18 protein-coding genes are annotated in these 18,121 nt (G+C 34.6%); 9 read left to right on the top strand and 9 right to left on the bottom strand.

Annotated features, from left to right (window positions below):
- Nucleotides 1-525: 525 nt before the first annotated feature.
- The 3 genes from CWS20_RS05850 (at nucleotide 526) to CWS20_RS05840 (ending at nucleotide 2,983) form a co-directional block, all read left to right on the top strand.
- Nucleotides 526-1,959, top strand: coding sequence for an ABC transporter permease (locus CWS20_RS05850; protein ID WP_066195295.1), 1,434 nt, complete (start codon nucleotides 526-528; stop codon nucleotides 1,957-1,959).
- A 10-nt stretch (nucleotides 1,960-1,969) separates the two neighbouring features.
- Nucleotides 1,970-2,656 (top strand): ABC transporter ATP-binding protein, encoded by a 687-nt coding sequence (locus CWS20_RS05845; protein WP_066195298.1) that lies wholly within the window; start codon nucleotides 1,970-1,972, stop codon nucleotides 2,654-2,656.
- 78 nt (nucleotides 2,657-2,734) lie between these two features.
- Nucleotides 2,735-2,983 (top strand): hypothetical protein, encoded by a 249-nt coding sequence (locus CWS20_RS05840; RefSeq protein WP_066195301.1) that lies wholly within the window; start codon nucleotides 2,735-2,737, stop codon nucleotides 2,981-2,983.
- A 409-nt stretch (nucleotides 2,984-3,392) separates the two neighbouring features.
- On the opposite strand, the gene CWS20_RS05835 is transcribed toward CWS20_RS05840, so the two are convergent.
- Both CWS20_RS05835 and CWS20_RS05830 read right to left on the bottom strand, forming a co-directional pair.
- Nucleotides 3,393-4,853 (bottom strand): sensor histidine kinase, encoded by a 1,461-nt coding sequence (locus CWS20_RS05835; protein WP_066195304.1) that lies wholly within the window; start codon nucleotides 4,851-4,853, stop codon nucleotides 3,393-3,395.
- Complete coding sequence (locus CWS20_RS05830; protein WP_066195306.1) at nucleotides 4,846-5,511, bottom strand: response regulator transcription factor; 666 nt, start codon at nucleotides 5,509-5,511, stop codon at nucleotides 4,846-4,848. The genes CWS20_RS05835 and CWS20_RS05830 overlap by 8 nt, the downstream gene beginning before the upstream one ends.
- Before the next feature lie 477 nt (nucleotides 5,512-5,988).
- Between CWS20_RS05830 and CWS20_RS05825 the strand changes: the two genes are divergently transcribed.
- The 4 genes from CWS20_RS05825 to CWS20_RS05810 all read left to right on the top strand — a co-directional run bounded on the left by CWS20_RS05825 (nucleotide 5,989) and on the right by CWS20_RS05810 (nucleotide 10,060).
- A complete protein-coding gene (locus tag CWS20_RS05825) occupies nucleotides 5,989-6,969 on the top strand; it encodes a DUF3231 family protein (RefSeq protein ID WP_066195307.1) in 981 nt (326 codons plus the stop codon).
- A gap of 211 nt (nucleotides 6,970-7,180) precedes the next feature.
- Entirely contained in the window at nucleotides 7,181-7,840 is a 660-nt protein-coding gene (locus tag CWS20_RS05820; RefSeq protein ID WP_066195308.1) for a hypothetical protein, read from the top strand.
- 69 nt (nucleotides 7,841-7,909) lie between these two features.
- Entirely contained in the window at nucleotides 7,910-8,584 is a 675-nt protein-coding gene (locus CWS20_RS05815; RefSeq protein ID WP_066195311.1) for a DUF3885 domain-containing protein, read from the top strand.
- Between the two features lie 186 nt (nucleotides 8,585-8,770).
- Nucleotides 8,771-10,060, top strand: a complete 1,290-nt coding sequence (locus CWS20_RS05810; RefSeq protein WP_066195314.1) for a globin-coupled sensor protein — start codon at nucleotides 8,771-8,773, stop codon at nucleotides 10,058-10,060.
- 98 nt (nucleotides 10,061-10,158) lie between these two features.
- Here the strand turns inward: CWS20_RS05810 and CWS20_RS05805 are convergent, their stop codons facing one another.
- The 7 genes from CWS20_RS05805 to CWS20_RS05775 all read right to left on the bottom strand — a co-directional run bounded on the left by CWS20_RS05805 (nucleotide 10,159) and on the right by CWS20_RS05775 (nucleotide 16,658).
- Nucleotides 10,159-10,971 carry an ABC transporter permease gene (locus CWS20_RS05805; protein WP_066195318.1) on the bottom strand — a complete coding sequence of 271 codons (813 nt, stop codon included), beginning with the start codon at nucleotides 10,969-10,971 and terminating at the stop codon, nucleotides 10,159-10,161.
- Nucleotides 10,972-10,974: 3 nt separating this feature from the next.
- A complete protein-coding gene (locus CWS20_RS05800; protein WP_066195321.1) occupies nucleotides 10,975-11,784 on the bottom strand; it encodes an ABC transporter ATP-binding protein in 810 nt (269 codons plus the stop codon).
- Between the two features lie 23 nt (nucleotides 11,785-11,807).
- Complete coding sequence (locus CWS20_RS05795; protein WP_066195324.1) at nucleotides 11,808-12,854, bottom strand: ABC transporter substrate-binding protein; 1,047 nt, start codon at nucleotides 12,852-12,854, stop codon at nucleotides 11,808-11,810.
- A gap of 283 nt (nucleotides 12,855-13,137) precedes the next feature.
- Entirely contained in the window at nucleotides 13,138-13,362 is a 225-nt protein-coding gene (locus CWS20_RS05790; RefSeq protein ID WP_066195327.1) for a hypothetical protein, read from the bottom strand.
- Nucleotides 13,363-13,630: 268 nt separating this feature from the next.
- Complete coding sequence (locus CWS20_RS05785) at nucleotides 13,631-14,971, bottom strand: MFS transporter (protein ID WP_066195329.1); 1,341 nt, start codon at nucleotides 14,969-14,971, stop codon at nucleotides 13,631-13,633.
- Nucleotides 14,972-14,985: 14 nt separating this feature from the next.
- Nucleotides 14,986-16,176, bottom strand: coding sequence for a hypothetical protein (locus tag CWS20_RS05780; protein ID WP_066195332.1), 1,191 nt, complete (start codon nucleotides 16,174-16,176; stop codon nucleotides 14,986-14,988).
- Between the two features lie 2 nt (nucleotides 16,177-16,178).
- Complete coding sequence (locus CWS20_RS05775; RefSeq protein ID WP_162840974.1) at nucleotides 16,179-16,658, bottom strand: RNA polymerase sigma factor; 480 nt, start codon at nucleotides 16,656-16,658, stop codon at nucleotides 16,179-16,181.
- Between the two features lie 331 nt (nucleotides 16,659-16,989).
- Between CWS20_RS05775 and isdC the strand changes: the two genes are divergently transcribed.
- Both isdC and CWS20_RS05765 read left to right on the top strand, forming a co-directional pair.
- Nucleotides 16,990-17,640: a heme uptake protein IsdC gene (isdC, locus tag CWS20_RS05770; protein ID WP_066195335.1), complete on the top strand. Its 651-nt coding sequence runs from the start codon at nucleotides 16,990-16,992 to the stop codon at nucleotides 17,638-17,640.
- Nucleotides 17,641-17,642: 2 nt separating this feature from the next.
- Nucleotides 17,643-18,121 (top strand): NEAT domain-containing protein (locus tag CWS20_RS05765; RefSeq protein ID WP_193816193.1); only part of this gene is annotated, 479 nt, incomplete at its 3' end.

Here is an 18,121-nt window from a genome sequence, read left to right as displayed (position 1 = left end):
TAATTTATATTTATATCCTCTTTAATTAACCTGTCGTGTTTATTGAATGTAAAATTTGCTTTAATTGCATCATGTAGCTACAGCACAAAATTATCGAGGAATGGAACTTGGAACCACTTTCTTTTTTAATAATATGCAAGAAGGATTCAGAACATTTATTGATCGGATATACAGACTAACAGACTCGTGGAAAACGGATTCCGTCATCGCTAGAATGACATTTGTGTCAGCATAGTAAGGAGATAGACGATAACTCTCCAATTAAAATGATGTAAAAGTCATTGCACAGCTAGTTAAAGATGGAAGTTCATGTATTCAACATAGCTCGGACTGCATAATGGGAGGTTATCAATTTTATATGATTCAGAATGTCGTATACAATCCTAAATGTTCCGTTTTTTTTCATGTGATTTTATATATTATTATCCTTTTTTCAAAAACAACCTCCAGCTAAACTCCTAACAACCTCCATATAAACTACAGATTGACAATATATATTTGTTTCATCAAAGGAGGTTTTTAAAATTGAATTTTATTAAACGCGCATTTTTAAGTGTAAAGGCAAGAAAAGTTAAATCGCTTATCTTATTTGGCGTCTTTATAGTGATTACTAATCTAGTATTAGCAGGATTCGCCATGCAAAATGTCACAGAAACAGCAAATGATCTTGTTAGAAAGAAGTTGGGAGTCGATGTAACTGTAGGTTTCAATTATGAAATAATGCAAGAATACGCGCTGCAACAGCGAGAGGAAAATCCAGGTGAACCCGTACAATTCCCTGAACTTTTAACGGAGGAAGCAGATAAGTTAGCTAAATCTGACTATGTTAAAAACTACAACTATATAAAAGAGGAAAACGGAGTTGCGGATGGCTTCAATCCCATAAATGCTGAACAAAATGAAGGCGCGGTTGGCGGGGCCATAGGCGGTGGCCAAGGCGAAATGCAAATGCCAGACTTAGCCGTTAGCGGTGTGAAAAGCTCTGAATTAATGAAAGAATTTGCTGAAGGAATCGAGAAAGTAGTTGAGGGAGACCCTATAACAGATGAGGACAAAGGTAAAAAAGTCGCCTTAATTGAAAAACAATTGGCAGAACATAATGATATAGCAATCGGTGATGAGATAAAAATTCAAAATGCAGAGGGCTCTTCAACATTAAAATTAGAAGTAATAGGAATATATGAAACATCAGATATGTCTAGTCAAAATGATGTAGCACCGCCAATGTTTCATCCAGCAAACAAAATTTATGTGCCCTATGAATCAGTTAAGGAGATCACTGCAAGTAAAGATAAACAGGCTACAGGCATTGATAAAGCAATTTATTACTTAAACGATCCAGAAAATATCGAAGCATTTAAAGAAGAAGGAAAGAAAACAGATATTGATTTTGAGCTATTTAAAATGGATGCCCATGATACATTATACAAAAAAATGATTGGCCCAATCGAGAACATGGCTACTACTTCAAAATGGATCATTTATTTAGTTTCCATTACTGGTTCAATTATCTTAGGTCTTATCATTATGTTAACGATAAAAGAGCGCCGGAAAGAATTAGGGATACTTTTATCAATTGGAGAGAAAAAAGGGAAATTAATTGGACAACTGTTAGTAGAAGTGGTATGTATCGCTATTTTAGCATTTAGCCTCTCTATCTTTACAGGTGAAGCTGTAGCTCAAAAAATGGGAGATAGTTTATTAGAGAAAGAAATTACTGCTTATGAAGAACAGCAACACGAGCAAAGTAACGGAGGTAACACCATGATGTTTTTTGGAGAGGATCCTGATCAAGGCAAAGATGTAGAGCCTATTGACAATATTGATGTAAAGGTCACATTTCAGGATATGATGCAATTAGGTATAGTAGGATTTTTAATCGCAATCTTATCGACAATTATTCCAGCATTATCGATTCTAAGGTTAAATCCAAAAGAAATCTTATTAAAAGATGAGTAGGGGGATGGAAATGGAAACAGTTTTACAGTTTGAAAACCTTAATTACTACTATAAAAGTAATAATAAAAAAATAACGATACTTGATAATGTAAATTTTGCTTTTCAATCAGGTCATTTTTATACGATTTTAGGACCATCGGGATCGGGAAAAACGACAGCTCTTAGTTTAGCTAGTGGATTAGATAGACCAAGTGGAGGAAAGGTAGTATTCAAAGGAAACGATATAAAGAAGATAGGGCTTGATAACTATCGAAACCAAAATGTCTCAATCATTTTTCAATCATATAATCTCATTACGTATATGACTGCTCTTCAAAATGTTGTCACAGCTATGGAAATTACATGTGTGGATGTAAAAGATAAAAAAGGGCGAGCGCTTGAGTTATTAGAAAAGGTAGGATTGACAGAAGAAGAATCAAAAAGAAAGGTACTGCAACTTAGTGGTGGTCAGCAGCAACGCGTAGCCATTGCTAGAGCATTATCTTGTAATGTAGATTTATTAATTGCAGATGAACCTACTGGAAATCTAGATCAAGAAACTTCTAATGAAATTATAGAGCTATTTAGAGAACTTGCTCATGAAGAGAATAAGTGTATTATTGTTGTCACTCACTCAGAGGCTGTGGCTAGACAGTCAGATAAAGCGATTTATCTTGAGAAAAGAAAGTTAGTAATCAAACAGTTAAATAGGAAATAATAATAGATTCTACCAAGGGAAACGGTGCTATGCATAGATAATTAGAGAACAAATCAGAACAATAAAAAGGATGAGAAGATGTTTATTAAAATAGTAATTTCCGTTATCTTATTGACAGCATTGTTATTATTAGGCGTGATCATAGGATACAATACTGGTCTAAATCAAAAAGAACCAGACGAACAGCAAGACTTATTGAAAGATATTCCTGGTGTGCATTTTCCGGATAATGGAAATCTCGAAGGTGTTCCGGAAGAAATACTTCCTCCTAATCAAGATGGAGATCATGAAGGCGGAAAAGTGGAGGGGCAGGCTAAGCCTCTTTAATAATTTATAAAATATAAACGAAATGAGGAATGTAATATGTATTTTCCAACAGTATTGAATAGAAAAAACACAATTAGACATATAGTAAAAGACTGGAATCATGCTTATTGTGGGTATAAACTTAATTTTTCCTCAAATATTACACCCATTGAGTTTAAGAAAATTCAATTTTGCAACATAAATACAATCGATTGCATCCAATGCAAAAAATTTCTATCCTCTAACGATATAGATTAAATAGAATATACAGATCATCAAGTAGGATGGAGCATTTAATTATGCATGAGTAAAGATAAATTATGTAATTAAATTCAGCCTGTAGTCAAAATTGACTACAGGCTGAATATTTTCTTGAGGTAATCCTCGGAGTACTCTATTTTTAAAGGTTCAAAAAAGTAAATCACAAAGCTCACTTTTTAGTTAGAGGTATTATAAACATAAATTCTACTCCCTTCTCAGTGTTTTTCAGCGAATATCTAATAGAGAGAGTATTGAAAATTTGCTTCACAATATATAATCCTAAACCGCTGCCCCCAGTATTTCTATTTCTTGATTTTTCAATGCGATAAAATGGTTCGAATAAATGTTTGAGATCTTCTTCTTTGATTTCTACCCCTGTATTCATCACCCGAATATGAACATTATTTTGATTATAGCTGTGACTTAAAGTGATACACACATTTTGGTTTTGAGGAGTATACATAATCGCATTATGAATAATGTTTTTAAGGGCTTTTTCTAAAAGGACACGATCCGTATTTACAAAAATAGGAGACTCAATTTGTTTAATAATTTGAATATTTTTTTCAGAAGCAAAAAAGTTGAGACTATTTGTGACGGAATTAATTAACTCTGCCAGATTAACTTCATCTATTCGTAATTTAAATGTATGTTGTTCTAATTTGGACATGCTTAAAATCTCTCGAACCAATTGCTCCATTTCCCGAATGGTTTGAAAGTTTTTTTGTAAGTAAGCATCCCGGTCTTTATATGGTCCGATACGATACAACATTCCTTCTATATGCCCCTTCATTACTGTTAATGGGGTTTTTAATTCATGTGCAACGATTACAAAGAAATCTCTACGCTTTTTTTCTAATTCTCTTTCTTTCTCAATATCAGTTTTTAAAGCTTGATTCACTTTTTTTAAATCAAGCATAGATTGTTGAAGATTAAATGATAAATTATTTAAACTATTGGATAACTCTTCTAATTCATCATTCGAATGAACTTCGATTTTTTCAGAAAAATCGAGATCCGCCATTTTTTGAGCGCCTTGATTAATGTAAATAAGAGGTCTTGTAATAAATCTTGAATACAAATAGGCACTACCTACACCAATAATGATTACAATGATACTAATATAAGGAAGGAAAAGGATTAATACTTCTGAAGCTTCATCAATTGGCGGGAAGTTTACAGAAACTATCAAATCTAGCGTAACATCTTGAAATTGAATTGGCGTTGTAACCTCATATGAATTGACAGGATGATTTGAATCGCCAAAAGGCGTTGTTTTATCAAGTTTTACATTTGGAGGTGTTGTGCTGCTACCTTCAAAAAATGATAACAAGGGAGAATAAATAATATAACCCTCACCATTTTGTAGATAAATCATTGCATTATTTTTTCTTGCAAAGTCATCAATAAGTGGTATTGCATTACGGAGATTCAGATCCCTTGAATCGTTAATTAATTCTTCTATCCCAGTTTGAATTTGATTGGTTTTATATTGATTATAAAACGTAGGAAGAAAGAAGTATAACGATAAATAAATAATGAAAGCAAATCCTAATAAAATTGTAGATGTAATCAAAAAGAGTTTTAAGGTAATTTTCTTCATCTTAATGCGCTTTAAAACATTAATCATCTATCTTGTACCCAATTCCCTTTACTGTTTTTATGTAAGGTATATCTAACTTTTTACGTAGGTTTTTAATATGTGTATCGATAATTCGTGTTTCTCCGCAATAATCATATCCCCAAACTAATTCAATAATATTTTCTCTTGTAAGCACTTTTTTTACGTTTTTAAGCAGCAGTTGTAGCAACTCGAATTCTTTTGTTGTTACAGGTATTTCGACATGATTTATATAGACCTTATATGCATCACAATTCATATGTATTTCTTTGAATATTAAGTGATTAGAAGTACTTGATTCACAAGTTCGTCTCAATACTGCCTCAACACGTCTAATCAAAACATGAAAAGAAAAAGGCTTGGTAATATAATCATCAATACCTAGGTCAAAAGCTTTCATTTGATCCTGTTCTTCCTCTAAAGCGGTTAGAATGATAATAGGTAACTTCGATTGTGCACGAATCATTTTAGCGACTTCAAACCCATTAAGGTTAGGCATCATAACATCTAATAGAATTAAGTCAAATGATTGTTTATTAAAAAGTTTCATTCCGTCTAATCCATCTGACGCCACCTCAACAGTGTAATGCTGTGTCAGTAAAAACTGCTTAATTAATTCCTGAATCTCTTGATCATCTTCTATAACAAGAATTTTATATTTCCTCATTATTTCACCCCTTAGAATATTATAAATAAGTTATCTGGAGTTTATGTGGAGAAGAATAATATTAAATTTATATCTATTATTTTATCCTCGTATGTTTATTCTAAAAGAGACAATTTTTTATGGTGTCTATGCTTATAATCAATCGGTCTTTGAAAGTGAATTCGTATCCTATTAAATCAGTGGATTTAGCGATAAAATTCCCTCGTTAATTCGGCTAAATTATCAAAATTTTGACCCACCTCATAATTCTGTTGTGATGATTTTGAATTTCACTTCAGCTACTGCAGTCCTTTATACTTAAAGATTGTTTTTTAATATCCTCAATCCGTTTGAAACCTGTAACTTTTGACCATTTCAATTAATAACTGAAATTTTTGTATTTTAAAACTATTTATAAAAACACCATACTAAGTTTTTGCATAGAAAAAAATTTTTGTGGAAATTTATAACTAGAGAATTTAGAGGAGGAAAATTTCAATGTTAGATAAAGAAAAAATGAGTGCAGCTGAACTTGGTGCTCTATGGATGACATTTCAGAGTAAAACTATGATTATTCGTGTACTGGATTATTTTATTGAAAAATCGGTTGATCAGGAAGCTAGGGATTTAATGTCTGATTTGCGAGATAAACTTCAACAAATGGTTACCGAAATCATACAAATGTTTGCAGAAGAAGGAGCAGTAATCCCAAACGGATTTACTAAAGAAGATGTTCATTTAGATGCTCCGCAGTTATATGAAAATGGTTTTGATATTATGCTTTGCAGGGTGCTAAAAGAAATTAGTATGGGCAGTTATGTGTTGCATATGACTACAGCTTACCGTAGAGATATTATCCAGTTATATAGGAAACTAACAAATATAACTCAAGAATATTATGATTATTTCACAACGTATCTTATAGAAAACGATTACCTTTCTCGTCCAAACTACACTCTTATGCCTAAAACAGTTGATTATATCCATAATAAATCATATATGAAAGGAACAAATATATTTGGCCATAAAAGAGATATAAATACTGTTGAATTTGGAATACTGTACCATACTATTGAGACTAATATAACTGGCATGCAATTAATGAAGGGTTTTTCTCAATGCTCTAAAGACGAGGAAGTAAGGAAATATTTCACAATAGGGCAAGAATTATCGAAAGAAATTGTTAGGTCTACGGAGGATTTGTTACTTGAAAGTAATATAAAACCACCGGCTACACCAGGTGGTACGGTTACAAATTCAACAGAAGCTCCTTTTTCTGAAAAAATGATGATACATTGTGCATTTTTACTAGGAGGATTTAGTCTAGGTGCCCAAGGTTTCAGCGAAAGTTTTATTCTGAGGAATGATGTATTGACGAAAACAGCAGTGCTTGGCAAGGATACATATGAATTTTTATTAAAAGGTGCAAAACTAATGATGTCAAAAGGTTGGTTAGAGGAACCGCCTAAGATGTATTGATCCTGTAGTTGTTATATATCTTCACATGAAATAAAATAATTAACTGTAGTAGGCATATCTATAAAAGATAGGCCTCCTTTTTATGGAAAACTTTAGATTAAATGAGTATTTTAGTAAAATGATCTTGCGGATAGGTAAAAATTTCATTTACCATAGAATCAATAAATTAGGCGAATATTTTGCATGATATTTAGTAATGGAGGTGATTGATATGATAAAAAATAAAAAACTGTACTATCTAGCACTTATTCTTTTCATTGCAGCTATTGCATTAAACTTCCCTTTTCCACACGAAAATCCTTATGGTGAGACAGTTGCATCGGTATTGAATATTCCTGTTCAATCTGTTAATGGATGGTATTATGTCGGTATGGCTTCTTTAGCATTATTGATTTCAGCTATATTTTTCCTTAGCAAATCCGTGAATAAATTTCATGTCCGTGTTGTTTTGATTGCTATCATTCTAGCACTTTTTGCACCATCAATTATCGCAAGTTCGTTTCAGAAAACAATTGCATCAGGTATTTATGCAGTTTCTTATGAGCGTGATGAGAGCAGCTGTCATTTTGATATGAACGATGAATCAACATTAAGTGGTGAATGTGAGCTTTTGTTTGAAAATCACAGTAGAGAGGATGTCCAATTCAACATTGAATTCTATGAAAAATATTCTTTCGAAGATGATGTGCAAATGGTTTCGCTCATGAACAATCATGCCCCTTATGTTGTAAACTTAAAAGGAAATGAGAGAAAAACCGTGAAAATAGCCACAGATATAGATGTATCCAATATAGAGAACCATGTTGAAAGTGGTAGTTCAACTTTCATAAATATTATTATTAAATCAGGTGAAAAAAGCAGGAAATTATGAGCTGACTTGCGTTAGGCTATTCGCTTTTAGCGTATAGGCAAAATGGGATGATAGATTGGAGACAAACGAATGGAATTACAAGAATATATAAATACTACTTTCCCTGGACTTGTATTGAAGCCTAGTCTTTATTATCAATCGAATATAAGTATTCATTTTGACTTAGCTAGAGACCTATATCAATTCAAAAATGAAACAGAGCTAAATCCTGATTATTTTAACAGAGTATATACCCAGGCCATCTCACTTTTTAATGATCTTTTCTCAGCAGAAGATAAAATTCTTTTAGTAACAAATGTCTATCAAAACAAGGATTTTGTAAGAAAAAGCAAAAAGAAAATGATGGTCTATCGTCATTATATACAAAATAAAGATGTTCGGTTTCGTTTAAAACAAGAAATGCTTCCTTATATGTTTGATGATGAAGAAAATACGGAGGACTATTGTACCTCCCAATTTTCGTTACAATGTTGCAAACAGGATATTCGTTATCCGTTACTTATTAAAGCTATTTGTAACCAAGATTTTCCAGTGTTGAAACCAAGATTGCATAATCCTTATCGTCTATATCATCCAGATGTATTCTTTATCAATCTCACGAACAATGTTATTTTTTACATTTATGATGATAGAGGGTGTGAAATCATCGCAAGTGATATTGGTACAATACGTCCTATATATGAGAAATACACTGACTTAGTTAATGAATATTTTCGTGTTGAGATAGATCAGCGTTTTAAATAATTTTTATAGTTAGCGGTATTTTTGAAAATAATGTTTGGTAAGAAGGATTGCTTAGCCATAACAACAAATTCTCCCAATAAGAAGAAATAGGTAATTTCTCTCACCTTATCTTCACAAATTTTTGCTGTTTTCATGTTTTTATATAGTATAATCGACCTATATATAATTGTTATCGGGGGAATTTTTATGTTTTTCGCAAAGCAGAAAGAACAAGCGATAGGGTTAAAAATAGATAAGAACGACGGAGAAATTATTCTATCTACACGGATAGATGTGGAACGGCAATTAAAAATGATTCATCTTACAATAGAAGATTTACAATATATAAAAGCATTGCAGCCATACGTAATGGCGAAAATAGATGATGTCGTTGAGAGGTTTTATGAAAACCTGCACTATGAAGCTTCCTTGCTGGAAATAATCAATCGTCATAGTTCTATAGACAAGTTAAAAAAGACGCTTAAGCAACATATTATTGAAATGTTTGACGGAGTTGTCAATGACGATTATTTTGAAAAGCGATTAAAAATCGCTCATATTCATTTGAAAATCGGACTGCAAACGAAATGGTATATGTGTGCATTTCAAGACTTGCAGCTATCTTTATTGGAAATCATTGAAGAGCTGCCGATAGATAAAAAAACAGATTTTCAGACAATAAAAGCAGTTACAAAAATCTTGAATCTAGAACAGCAATTAGTTTTGGAAGCCTATGATGCTGAAAATGAACGGCTAAAATCGCAGATTGAAAGTCAAAAAAGCATGGTTCGCAGTGCAGTTGCGGCAGAGACTGAAAATCTAGCAGCTATTTCTGAAGAAACGAATGCATCCTTTCAGGAGTTAATTGCACAGTCTAATGAGGTAGTTATCCATGCAGAAAAAGGCACGGATTATTCAATGCATGCTAAAGAGAATGCAGAGGACGGAAAAAGCCATATTCATAAGCAAGTGTTAGTTATGTCTGATATTCAATATTCAGTAAAAGATATTAAAACGGATATAGAAGGGCTATTGGAAGTGTTAGGGCAAATGCAAGATATTACTGAGATTGTAACAGATATATCTAATCAGACGAATCTGCTTTCATTAAATGCTGCAATTGAAGCGGCAAGAGCGGGTGAAGCTGGCAGAGGCTTTTCTGTCGTAGCAGGTGAGGTCCGCAAATTATCCGATCAAACGAAAAAGTCAGTAGAAAATGTGTCCTCTCTTATTGTTAATACGAATGATCAAATAGATAAGCTGACTAAATCATTGGAGAAGGTAAGTGAAGATGTGGAAAATGGCCATATTTATATGAAGTCAACTGAGGGTCATTTTGAACAAATCGTCAAAACAATGGAAGATACGATGCTGCAAAATAATAAAATTAAAAATGAGATTACTGATATTGTAGAAGTGATTAACATATTAGGAAAAAGTTTTCAAGAGGTCGCCTATACCGCGGAGAACCTTACGTGCATAGCTCAGGATATATAAATGATTGTTCATGGGCTTGAAAAATAAATGAGCTGTCTAAATGGCAGCTCATTTATTTTAAGAAGTAACTGTTAGAAAGATCGCCCATTAATCTTCACTCATTCAGGCTTCCAAGAAGAGAACTTTTTCTCGATTAACCCAATCATTCCTGTAAGAATAACACCAGATATAGCGATGACTGCAACACCGACAAACATTTCAGCTGTTTTTAAGTTTTGTCCGGCATGTGTTAAGTGATAGCCAATTCCAGCTGTTGATGCGTACATTTCGCCTACAACAATGGCTATTAATCCTTGTCCTAATCCAATTCGGATTCCATTAAGCAAAAAAGGGACTGTTGAAGGGAGGGCAATGGTCCTGAAAATTTGAAACTCCGATGCAGTAAAGCTTCGTGCAGCCTTAATTAAATTTTGATCAAGCGTGCTCATTGCCTTTTGGGCACTCATGACGATAGGAAAAAACGCCATTAAAAACACAACGACAATTTTTGAAGTGATTCCTATGCCAAAAGCAATGATAATAATAGGAAGCAATGCTACCTTTGGTGTTACATACAATGCAGATACGAACGGGTTAATAATAGCGTTAAAAATCTGATTCCAGCCAGCAAAAATGCCAATCGGTATGCCGATTATGAGTGCGAAAAGAAATCCTATCGCAAACTCATAGGTGCTTACGCCAATATGATTCAAATACGCCGAATCTACAAATAATGCTCCCGCTGCCTCGACAATCTTTAAGGGCGAGCTGATAAATAAAGGGTTCACTAGTTTATAATATGAGCAGACTTCCCATAAAATTAAAAAGGCGATGACTGAAAAGGTACTTATCATAAAATTTCTCTGTGAATTAGAGATTTTCTTCTTTGTTTGTTTAAATTTACCGAGGGTTATCGTTTCGTCTTTTTTCATTCTCTACTCCACCTCAAATCCTTGCTTAGATGATTCATGTTCAATTAACCCCCAAATATGATCAACATATTTTAAAAATTGAGGTTCTCTTTTAATTTTTAACGCACGAGGACGGTTTAATTGTATTTTGATATCATCTACTAAATGTCCAGGGCGGGCACCGAACACAAAGACTCTATCAGCTAAAAAGACAGCTTCATCTATTTGGTGAGTAATAAAAATACTTGTTTTTTTAGTTTCACTCCAAATGCGCAATAGTTCCTGTTGCATGAATTCACGAGTTTGAGCATCAAGTGCAGAAAATGGTTCATCTAATAGTAAAAGTGAGGGGTCGACAGTTAATGCCCGTGCTAAATTAACACGCTGCTGCATCCCTCCTGATAATTCATGAGGAAAATGATTTTCAAACCCTTTAAGACCAACCATTTCAATATATTCTAATGCGATTTTTTTTGTTTCGGATGTGACTCTTTTTTGCAGTTCTACCCCATACATGACGTTATCCTTCACATTCCTCCAAGGCAGCAGGCTGGGTGATTGGAAAACCATTGAACGATCGCGCCCAGGCCCCTCAATTTTTTTGTTATCTAAAAGAATTGATCCATTACTCGGTTTTATAAATCCGATGATCGTATTTAAAAAAGTAGTTTTACCACAACCTGATGGACCTACAATACAAATAAATTCCCCTTCTTCAATTGTGAGATTAATATTTTTTAGTGCAATCACTTCGCTGCCTGTTTTATTGTTTACATAGGTAACGTCTAAAAATTGGCTTTGTAATTTTGGGTTGCTGGCTGCAGCAGATGCCATAAGAATCATCCTTTCCTTATGAATTATTTAGAGAAAGCCTCTTTAATAAAGCTGTTTGTCCAAAGAACATCCTCTGTTGTATCATGTTTAGTTGGAACTCCTGAGATGTCACTTAAATCCACTAAAGGATCTTGGGCATTGTCCCAAGCGGCTTGTGTCATTTCACCGTAACCGACATAAGTGGGCTTTAATCCTTTTAATGAAGCTTGCAGTATTTCTTCATCTACTCCTTCAAAATAAGAAACGATTGCAGAACCAGCCTCTTTAGGGTTTTCTCTCGTAAATTCAATTCCTTTACCTAAAGCTTTCACCACTTTAGCAGCCAATTCCGGGTTTTCTTCAATATAATCACGCTTAGCAAAAACGATTTCCCATGCAAGTTCAGCATACATATCCTCATCGCTTAGTCTAAAGGCTAATAGTCCGCCATTTTCCGCTTCTACCTGTGCAGAGAATGGGGCAGAGGCAATGCCGCCATCAATAATTCCTTCCTGCATCGCGCCGACTTTAGCTCCAGTTCCATCCATTTTTACTGTCTCTAGCGTTTTTTGGTCCTGTCCATATTTTTCCATCAGGTATCTCAGATACACATCTCCTGAATCCCCGACTTGGTTAGAGCCGATAGTAGCACCGTTTAAAGCAGCCATTTTATCCTCTAAAGATGAATCTTTCGTTAATTCCTTTTCTTCCATGAATTTTTTAGAAAAAGCAACCTCGTAGGTTAAGGCAGAGTTAAGCCCTTGGATAGCTACCAAATCTTCTCCTGCTTCGATAGCAGAAAGCATAGCGCGGGGAGCGCTGATTGCGAATTGGGAATCTTCAGATAAAACAGTCGCGATTACTTGTGAGCCACCGCCTCCGGATGCGATTTTGGCATCAATGCCCTCTTCTTCGAAATAGCCTTGTTCAATAGCAACATATAGCGGAGCAAATGAAAGGATTCTAGCAGGTTCTGCAAATGTAATCGGTGTTGCCTCTCCATTATTTGCACCAGAAGAGCTGTTTGTTCCACATGCAGAAAGGACTAAAAATAAAAGGCATGCGGAAAGCAAGGAAAATAGTTTTTTCATAGTAGAAATCTCCTTATCATATTATTTTATCGTTTCTAAGTAACCATTTAGAAATGGCTTAAGTATTGCCTAATTAAAACTTCAAGAAAGATAGTTTTATATACAATACAATGTTTTAAATATTATCATAATGTTAACGATTGTCAATATAATTGTTAGAAAATTTAACGAATTTAGAAAATATTAATGAATAAAAAAAACCTCAACGAATTGAGGAATTAAATAATCATATTTTGTAGTGTGATGAATATAAAGACTACGACGAAAAAAACTTCTAAATCTTTTACTCATAATAATATTCTCTGTTTTGATTGGATTGCAAAAATGAAATATATCCTTGAATCTCTTTCTGTGTCATATTGTGCAATTGAATAATATTTTCGATGAAGGAGATTTCTTCATTCAGTGTATCAATTTTTTCCTTGCTCCCGTATGGAAGTCTTGATTTTAAATTTTTTAAATATAGCAAATCATGGATAATTAAGCGCTTTTCACTCCTATTCAGCATCGTAGTCACTCCTGTTAGAAACTTCAATTTTTATTTACCCTTTTTTAAGTAATGAAAACTATAATAAGGTCAATTTAAAAGGGGAGTGGGGGATTGAATGAGCCTATTTTTATAAAACGATGGTGATTATTGATGGTTATATTGAAGGTGTGGAGGTCAGTTTAGACTGGCATGTTGTTGATAAAGTGTTTAACATAGAAAAATTGAAAAAATGTTCTGCTTAAATATCAAAATAAAATCCGGCACTTTTAAAAGTGCCGTGATTGCTCTAAATAGAATTTTGCCTCAATAATGACGGTTGGCGTTTTTTAAATAAAATCGGTACAGCCGCAAATAAAATCAGCAATGTTCCACAACTGATAAATGCGGCACGAACACTCGTTAATTGAATTATTGCAGCGCCAATTAATGGGGAAACAAATACTGAAGTACTCATTAAAGTTTGGAATATTCCTGCAATTGTACTGACATGATCAGCTTCTGGGACTGTTTGAATCACATAATTAGATATAATAATTGATATGCCGCAGCCAATACCGCACAATACTCCTAATAGAATGGCGAGGCCGATTGCAAAGCCAGCCTGCAGTAGACCGATTCCGGTGAATCCGATGCCAATTAGCACGAGTGAGCTGCATAGCCACCAACTCAATTGCTTAAATTCCTTTAAGCGATTGAGCACATACATAGAGCTAATTGACCCTGTGCCAATTGCTGAAATAATCCAAGTCATAAACTCTGGATTGTTTGGCGCAATATCACGGAAAAGAGCAGGGAATTGGGCATCCACCAGTTGAATAACAATCATCCCTAATAATGAGAGTGAGACAGTCATGGCTAAGATCCTGTTCGTGACAACACTTTTCCAGCCAATCCGCCATTGCTGCATAAAGGTAAGCTGATTTTCTGTTAAATTAAGCGCTTTATTCTTTAAGTGGATTTGCCTTTGCAGTGAAACCAACAAGCAAGCTGAAATAAAGAATGCTGCCGCAGTTACCAATAATAGATTTTTAGCAGGAAACAGTGAGAGCAATGCACCTCCGGCTAGAGGGGCGATAATCTTCGCCGCCTGGTTGATTCCGCCATTCCATGTAATCGCTTTGATCCGCATGGAGTCAGGAATCAATTCGCGAATAAGACTGGCTTGTGCCGGGTAATGTACAACATTCACTGAAGCTCGGATGGCAAGCAGAATTAAGGCAGTCCATGGAGAACCAGCAAAATACAAGCTTACAGTTAATAGTACGGAAACCGCATCAGCGAATGCCATCAGCCTGATTTTATTGATGCGGTCAACAAGTACGCCAGCGAATTGCGACAGCAAGGCTTGGGGTGCTCCATATGCTACCGGAATTAAAGCGAGCATAAATGGATGCGCGTCCCAAATATAACCAAATACTACCATTAATGCAACCATATCAAACCATTGTCCGATAATTGAAATACTATATGATGAAAATAATTTTTTATATCCAGGCACATCCCAAATTGTCCTTGGCTGACGATGGGGCTCAAATGGAAATTCAATATACGAGTTAGGAGAAGAAGCGGAATCAATCATCTCTTGAGCCTTTTGTTTAGCAATTTCAAGCATGTATGGATGCTCCATCACACTGCTCCTTTCTATAATGTTAGCTCCCCAATATTTCTTATTTCTACTGTTTCATTTGTAAGTGAATCATCAATTATTAGACCATTAAAAACCTTTATATGTTTTTGTAAAACAGCTTTTACTTCGGAATTGGGCACATGAATTTCTCCTAGCAGAATAATACTATCGATTTTTTTGCAATCATCGATGCTAAGGTCAGCCGTAATCGTTAATTCCTTTTCGACAATCAGCGTTGTTCCATCATCTAACATTTGGAAATCCATTTTTCCCCATTGCTCTTCGTTAATAAACCGCATGTTTTCATGGTAGATATAAACTTCATTTTCAAAATTATGAAGTGATTCAAAAACTAAATCTTCAATTTCTTCATGACATACAATATAGGACGTTGTATGGATAAATTGAAAGGCGTTCGCATACATCTCTCTCGTAATATCTTTCTCGAGTACTATTGGTTTTTTTGTAAAAATAGATTGGCTTTTAAAACGCCGAATAGAATGGCGGTCAAGCGATCGCATTGATTTAATATGCTTATACCCATTAGGAATGATTGTTTTTGATCCGTTAACAAGTCCTTTATTCGTAAAGTAGGCATTTTGATGTTCGTAAAGTTCAACAACCCCGTTGACGTCTATGCGGTTTAGTTTTTCAGCAAACATATCCATATCAAGCATTTCATCCATAGTGAGTACCCCGTTGACGATGATGTTTTCATTTCCTGAAAGGGATTGAAGATAACTGTTATTAATCGTTACTTTCCCTATTTCAGGTCTTGGTTCTTTTCCTTCGTAGGTAAGTATAGTACCTGAAGTTTTTTTCATTTTCGTCTGCACAGCCCCTTTTAGATGCGGTGGAGAATAGATGACTCCATTGGTAATGATTTGAATCTCAGCTGTTTTCAGTAAATCAGCTGTAACATCCTCGTTGATGATAATAGCTCCATTAATAAGGATCGAGAGAGGTTCTTTAACAGCCTGTAAAAATGCAGCATCCAATGAAATCATTCCATTTGTTACTTGATAGTCCTTCTCTACAGAAATCGATTCGCCAATATTTCCAATGCTCAAGCTTGTTAATAAATGTGCATTATTGGGTGAATACATTAGCGTACCTACATTTTCTATATAGTCAATCTTTTTAATACTTTCTTCTGTTGCGTTCATTATGTTTAATAATCCGATATTTCCAATACGCTGTCCCATAATTATTCCTCCTCAAGATAATTTCTTAAAGCACTTATCGCTTTTGATAAATGATATCTGACTGTCGAAGCTGGAATGTTGAGATTTTCGGCAATTTCCTTACTCGTTAGGCCAACCCAATATTTTTTAAAGACAATATCACTTTGGATTTCCGGCAATCGTTTTAATAAATCAACCATTTCCAGTGCACTAATGGTTCCTGAAGGTAGAGTTAAATCCATCATTTCATCCCATTCCATTTCACGTTGATGTTTTCGGCGCTCGTCGATAAGATGATTTTTCATTACCCGATAAAACCATGCTTTTTGTTTATAGCGAGGCCAGCTTTCTATATCTTCGACAAATAATGCTTTTTCCAAGGCTACTTGGATTAAATCGTGTGCATCTTGCTGATGGCTGGCAATAGAGAGAGCAAAGCGCCGCAAATCAGCTTTTAAATCTTCATACATGGTTTGCAATGAAATCACCCATTTTCGATACATAATGCTTTATTTTATCAGCTTCATATAGATAACGGATAAGAGAGGTAAAGTGTTGGCAAATTTTAATTTATTTTAAAAAATGTGGGGAAAGTGTGAAAAACTATTGACGATGATAATCATTATCAATTACAATTGGATTCGTAAGGTGTGTCATCCTATTTACCTAGATGATTTTTGAAAGAGGAGGATTGCAAGAGGATTATTTTTTTTGAATAATATTGAGAATGATAATCAATTAGATGGAGAAGGCTTATTTAATAGGATGATAATAAGTTTTTTTATTTCAATATAATTGAGAATGATAATCATTTATGAAGGAGGAATTTAAGAGTTGAATAAGAATACAACATTTCGTTCATGTTTAGCTATGCTATTTGGCTTATTTCTTTTTTTAGCGCCAACTATACATACATCCGCGCAGCTGGCAGATGGAAGCTATAGTGTTCCATATTCCGTCATCAAGCCTGATAGCGGTTCGGCATCTATGGCAGACGGCTATTTTGCTAAACCTGCTAAGGTGACTGTAAAGAATGGGCAAACGCTGGTGGAATTAACAACAACAAGCTCAATGATTAAAGAGTTCCAAGTTGAGTCAGCAGGAAGCTTGAAAAATGTAACAACTGTTTCTCAAAATGGGGAAAATGAAACGGTTCAATTTGCAGTAGACTCTATCTCGAGTCCAGTTAATGCAAAAATTCACGTCATTGCGGATGCTTCATATGATCATTGGTATTCTATCAGACTTTCATTTAATGAAGGAAGCATGAAGGTGATTGAAACCGCTCAAACAAATAACGACAGTAAAAGTAAAGATAAAGATGATGCTGCAGCTGTGTCAGGAAATAGTGAAGGCGGTAATAGCGCAAACGGCACCGTGCCCAACCCTGAAACTGGTGACACAACAAATCTTTACATCCTGTTGGCATTATTAATCGGGTCTAGTGCTGTATTAATTCGTAAAATTACGGTTAAAAGGGGATAAAAATGAAAAAAACCTTTAAAGCAATCGTCGCACTTTTTATTTTTGCTTTAGGAATTATCCAGAATATTGCACCACATCAAGCACAAGCTGCAGAGGTTCTTCCAAATGGAGAATATACAATCAACTATGATGTGATCTACAATGGTCAGCCTGCTCCGAGCGGATGGGCAGCCTATTTTTCAAAGCCTGCCACTTTAGTTGTGAAGGATGGTAAACATAGTGTTTCTTTCAAGCTTGGAGCTAGGCATGTTATTAATAAGTTTCAAACACAAGTAAACGGAGCTTATCAAGACGTTGAAATTATTAGCGACAATGTGGAAGATAATTCAAGAAATATTAGGTTTGTGATTGATAGTTTATCTACTCCGACAAATATTAAAATGTCGATGAGCTATGGAATGGATCATGAGCTTCAACTAGCTTTCGATGAAAGCTCGATTACAATTGTCGAATTAGAGCAGCCAGAACCGGAACAGCCAGG

Origin of the sequence: Cytobacillus horneckiae (assembly GCF_002835735.1) — a bacterium.
GTDB lineage: Bacteria > Bacillota > Bacilli > Bacillales > Cytobacillaceae > Cytobacillus > Cytobacillus horneckiae.
This window is presented reverse-complemented; position numbering and strand designations above follow the sequence as displayed.

Excerpts from the sequence above, each read along its gene's own strand:
- CWS20_RS05845 (WP_066195298.1), top strand. The coding sequence starts at position 1,970 with ATGGAAACAGTTTTACAGTTTGAAAACCTTAATTACTACTATAAAAGT.
- CWS20_RS05840 (WP_066195301.1), top strand. The coding sequence starts at position 2,735 with ATGTTTATTAAAATAGTAATTTCCGTTATCTTATTGACAGCATTGTTA.
- CWS20_RS05835 (WP_066195304.1), bottom strand. The coding sequence starts at position 4,853 with ATGATTAATGTTTTAAAGCGCATTAAGATGAAGAAAATTACCTTAAAA.
- CWS20_RS05830 (WP_066195306.1), bottom strand. The coding sequence starts at position 5,511 with ATGAGGAAATATAAAATTCTTGTTATAGAAGATGATCAAGAGATTCAG.
- CWS20_RS05825 (WP_066195307.1), top strand. The coding sequence starts at position 5,989 with ATGTTAGATAAAGAAAAAATGAGTGCAGCTGAACTTGGTGCTCTATGG.
- CWS20_RS05820 (WP_066195308.1), top strand. The coding sequence starts at position 7,181 with ATGATAAAAAATAAAAAACTGTACTATCTAGCACTTATTCTTTTCATT.
- CWS20_RS05815 (WP_066195311.1), top strand. The coding sequence starts at position 7,910 with ATGGAATTACAAGAATATATAAATACTACTTTCCCTGGACTTGTATTG.
- CWS20_RS05810 (WP_066195314.1), top strand. The coding sequence starts at position 8,771 with ATGTTTTTCGCAAAGCAGAAAGAACAAGCGATAGGGTTAAAAATAGAT.
- CWS20_RS05805 (WP_066195318.1), bottom strand. The coding sequence starts at position 10,971 with ATGAAAAAAGACGAAACGATAACCCTCGGTAAATTTAAACAAACAAAG.
- CWS20_RS05800 (WP_066195321.1), bottom strand. The coding sequence starts at position 11,784 with ATGGCATCTGCTGCAGCCAGCAACCCAAAATTACAAAGCCAATTTTTA.
- CWS20_RS05795 (WP_066195324.1), bottom strand. The coding sequence starts at position 12,854 with ATGAAAAAACTATTTTCCTTGCTTTCCGCATGCCTTTTATTTTTAGTC.
- CWS20_RS05790 (WP_066195327.1), bottom strand. The coding sequence starts at position 13,362 with ATGCTGAATAGGAGTGAAAAGCGCTTAATTATCCATGATTTGCTATAT.
- CWS20_RS05785 (WP_066195329.1), bottom strand. The coding sequence starts at position 14,971 with ATGGAGCATCCATACATGCTTGAAATTGCTAAACAAAAGGCTCAAGAG.
- CWS20_RS05780 (WP_066195332.1), bottom strand. The coding sequence starts at position 16,176 with ATGGGACAGCGTATTGGAAATATCGGATTATTAAACATAATGAACGCA.
- CWS20_RS05775 (WP_162840974.1), bottom strand. The coding sequence starts at position 16,658 with ATGTATCGAAAATGGGTGATTTCATTGCAAACCATGTATGAAGATTTA.